The sequence below is a fragment of the Microcystis sp. M49636_WE2 genome, assembly GCF_030065375.1.
GTDB lineage: Bacteria > Cyanobacteriota > Cyanobacteriia > Cyanobacteriales > Microcystaceae > Microcystis > Microcystis aeruginosa_C.
This window is the reverse complement of sequence record NZ_JASJFG010000940.1, coordinates 1-3,940: the sequence shown is the minus strand read 5'-3', so window position 1 is coordinate 3,940 and position 3,940 is coordinate 1. Positions and strand designations below refer to the sequence as shown.

The window sequence follows — 3,940 nt, the reverse complement described above, 5'->3', positions numbered from 1 at the left end:
TTCTCTGGGGGGCATTAACCATTCATATTCTTTATCTAAACATATTTGGGTTTCGCGCCAGCGTTTCAACAAATCAGAAAAATCTTCCCCCGGACGATGGATAAAAATCAGGATTTCTGAACCTAATTTAATTTTCCATTCTGGATCACACATCAGAATAGCCAAATCGCAGGCTAATTGTACCGTCTTTCTAGATTCAAGGGCAGAAGATGGACGAGTTCTGACCAAGGGCAAGGGAATAGTAATTAAACTCTCTTCCGGACGACGCATACTAGGAATTAACCCTAAATAAGGGCGATATTGTCGCAATAATTCGATCGCCCCCTGACGACAGCTATATTCCGCTAATAAAGTTTCGTAAGACACAGATTCACCTAATCAAGTAAAAGGAGATGAAAATTCAAATCTTGCTGATTTCCAGCTACTGGCAATAGTTAGTGATCAGTGATCACTGATCACTGATCACTGATAAACTTATCCCAAGGCATCGAAGATTTTAAACATGGGCAAGTACATAGACAGAAGAATAGTTCCCACTATCCCGGCAATACCGACCATCATCAAGGGTTCAATGATACTGGTTAAAGCTTTAACGGCCTGTTCCACCTCATCTTCGTAGAAATCCGCCACTTTCATCATCATGGCATCTAATTCTCCCGTTTCCTCACCAATACTAATCATTTGAATGGCCAAAGCTGGGAAAACATTGGCTTTTTGTATGGCTAAACTCATCATTCCCCCCTGCTGAATTTCCTCCTTGGCACCGATGATCGCATTGGCAATTACCTGATTACCCACCGTATTACAAACGATATCAAGGGAACTTAAAATCGGGACACCAGAACGCGTCAGAGTCCCAAAAACCCGGCAAAATCTAGCCACAGCCGATTTTTCATTCAAATCACCAAAAAGAGGCATTTTAAGGAAAAACTGGTCAATTTGCAGACGACCCATCGGGGTTTTGTAATAGCGACGCAGTAAAAAAACCGTGGCAGGAATGGTGACAATCGGAATTAAAATCAACCAACTACGCATCACACCACTTAAAAAGAGCATAAATTGCGTTAAAGCTGGTAGTGGCACCTTCAAATCGGTGAAAATTTTCGCAAACACGGGAATTAAAAAGATCGTCATCCCGAAAAACACAATTACCGCCAAAATTCCCACCGCTACCGGATAGGTCATTGCTGATTTAATCTGGTTTTTCAAGCGGGCCATATCTTCCAAAAGTTTCGAGAGACGGAGCAGCACTTCATCGAGTACCCCCCCCATCTCTCCAGCTTCGATCATACTGATATAAAGTTCATCAAAACATTCCGTATGTTTGGCCATCGCTTGCGATAACGGACTGCCTTGCTGTACGTCAGCACTAATCGCTTGTAGTGCTTTTCTCATCTTGGGATTACCGGATTGATCCCCCAAAACTCCCAAACATCTCACAATCGGCACACCAGCATTAATCATTACCGAAAATTGACGGGAAAAAACCGCTTTATCTTTGATGGAAATCTTGGCAAACATCAACTCTAAACCAGAAAGATCGATCTCTCCTCCCGCTTTTTTGATTTTACCGACGGCAGCATATTTCGCCTTCAGCATCATTCGGGCATGATCGGGAGACATAGCTTCAACTTTCTCTTGGAAAACTTTTCCAGAGCTGCTCTTAACTTGTGCGACAAAAGTAGGCATAGGACAAATCAGTTATCAGTTATCAGTTATCAGTTATCAGTTATCAGTTATCAGTTATCAGTTCACTGTTTACTAAAAAAACTTCCCATTTCCCACTCTCCTATCCCTTTTACACAGGATTTGTTATTAAATCCGGGCTTTAGTTTTGGCGTTAGCACTGGACCCAGCGACAAGACGTTGTAATTCATCGGGTTTACTACTTTTAGAAATCGCCTCTTCAAAGGAGATAACACCGCTAACAACTAAATTAGCTAATCCCTGTTCCATAGTTTGCATTCCTAGCTTCATTCCCGTTTGAATTGCTGAGTAAACTTGGGGGGCTTTTCCTTCGCGAATTAGGTTAGAGATCGCTGGAGTTACCACCATGATTTCCTGTACCATTGCCCGGGCAAATTCCCCCGGTTTAGGATTTTTTTTCCTGACTAGGGTTTGACTAAAAACTGCTAGTAAAGAATTGGATAACATGGAGCGAATTTGTGACTGTTGGTTAGCGGGGAAAACGTCAATAATCCGATCGACTGTTCCCGCTGCCGAGCTAGTATGTAGGGTTCCGAAGACTAAGTGACCGGTTTCCGCCGCCGTAATTGCCAAACTAATTGTTTCTAAATCCCGCATTTCTCCCACAAGGATAATATCAGGATCTTCGCGTAAAGCTGCTTTTAATGCGTTAGCAAAACTCTTGGTATCTTCTCCTTTTTGTCGTTGGTGAAACAGGCTTTTTATATTAGGAAAAACATATTCAATTGGGTCTTCTACAGTTAAAATGTGTTCAGACCTAGTCCGATTAATTAAGTCTAAAATTGATGCTAAAGTGGTAGTTTTACCTGAACCTGTTTGTCCAGTTACGAGAATTAATCCCCTCGGTCTTTCCGATAATTCTCGGACTACTTCTGGTAAATTTAATTGTTCAAAGTTAGGAATTTTAGAGGACAAAGCGCGTAAACAAGCTGCATAAGCTCCCCTTTCTTTATAAACATTGATCCTAAATCTTGCTAATCCTTTCACCCCGTATGAACAGTCTAATTCCCAATTCTGCTCTAACTCTTTTATTTGACTATTATTGAGCATACTAAAAATCAATTTCTGACAATCTTGCGGGGTTAAAGATTCTTCATTAATCGGGGTGAGTTTGCCACTAATGCGAAAATAGACCGGCGCACGGGACTGAATGTGCATATCGGAACCGCCCATCTCGACCAATTGTTCCATTAAATCTTCGATCATTAAGTCCATAAGTTAAACTCCATCTATCTATAAAGTGAAAACTGAAAAGGGGATAGGAGCCAGTCCCGATGAAAAAATTTTCACCCCCACAGGTGAAAGAGGTTTCTTTCCCTACACCCCACACCCCACACCCTACACCCTCTTTTCCGTCAGGAGACAAATTCATAATACTTTTGCCTGTTCCGGAGTTCCCTGATCACTGATCACTGAAAAACTGTCTTAACCACTAAATCGCGGTCTCATACAATAGGGACAATCGAGCCATTCTGGTTGTAGTTCGGCGCGACAACCACTACAGATTAAACCGCTTTTCCGTTTAGCTTTTAATTCCGCTTCCAGACCAGAATCGCTAAATGTCACCCGTTCCACTTCTTCGAGGGTGGTGTAACCCTCGCGCACCAGATTTAAACTGTAGGCTAGGAGTGTCACCATGCCCTCATCGACGGCCGCCTCCTTAATGCGATCGGTGGTTGCCCCTTGGTTAATTAATTGCTGTAGTCGTTCACTATTCTGCATTACCTCATAGACACCGATGCGACCTTTATAACCGCTGCCGTTGCACTTGACGCAGAGATTGCCCTCTCTTCGCGCCTGTTGAATTTCCTCTATGGTCAGGGTATTAGCCCTATAAAAGGTCACTTCCTGTTCATTGGCGGCGGAAAGACCAAAACGGGCCAATTCCTCTTGGGTGGGGTGATAGGCGACTCGACACTCGGTACAGACGCGCCGCATCAGACGCTGGGCCAAAACTCCCAACAGAGAACCAGAGATCATAAACGTTTCAACCCCCATCTCATCGAGACGAGCGATCGCACCTGCGGCATCGTTGGTGTGTAGGGTAGTTAAGACCAAGTGACCAGTTAAGGCGGCCTCGATCGCTGTTTTAGCCGTTTCCTTGTCCCTAGTTTCTCCCACCAGAATCACATCCGGGTCTTGTCGCATGAATGCCCGCAGAATCGAGGCGAAATCCATGCCTTTTTCGCGAATTACCTGCACCTGGGTGATGCCTGGTAGAGAATATTCGATC

General features: G+C 43.7%; 4 protein-coding genes. All 4 read right to left on the bottom strand.

The window, feature by feature from the left end:
- A partial coding sequence (locus PX484_RS21655; RefSeq protein WP_288105451.1) for a hypothetical protein occupies window positions 1-366 on the bottom strand: 366 nt, incomplete at its 3' end.
- A 108-nt stretch (window positions 367-474) separates the two neighbouring features.
- Window positions 475-1,689: a type II secretion system F family protein gene (locus PX484_RS21650; RefSeq protein ID WP_002800520.1), complete on the bottom strand. Its 1,215-nt coding sequence runs from the start codon at window positions 1,687-1,689 to the stop codon at window positions 475-477.
- A 126-nt stretch (window positions 1,690-1,815) separates the two neighbouring features.
- Complete coding sequence (locus tag PX484_RS21645) at window positions 1,816-2,922, bottom strand: type IV pilus twitching motility protein PilT (RefSeq protein ID WP_002800519.1); 1,107 nt, start codon at window positions 2,920-2,922, stop codon at window positions 1,816-1,818.
- A 210-nt stretch (window positions 2,923-3,132) separates the two neighbouring features.
- On the bottom strand, window positions 3,133-3,940 hold an 808-nt coding region (locus tag PX484_RS21640), incomplete at its 5' end, for a GspE/PulE family protein (protein ID WP_288105449.1).

What these genes read in the sequence shown, in the direction of transcription:
- PX484_RS21650 (WP_002800520.1), bottom strand. Translation starts at nt 1,689, where the DNA reads ATGCCTACTTTTGTCGCACAAGTTAAGAGCAGCTCTGGAAAAGTTTTC.
- PX484_RS21645 (WP_002800519.1), bottom strand. Translation starts at nt 2,922, where the DNA reads ATGGACTTAATGATCGAAGATTTAATGGAACAATTGGTCGAGATGGGC.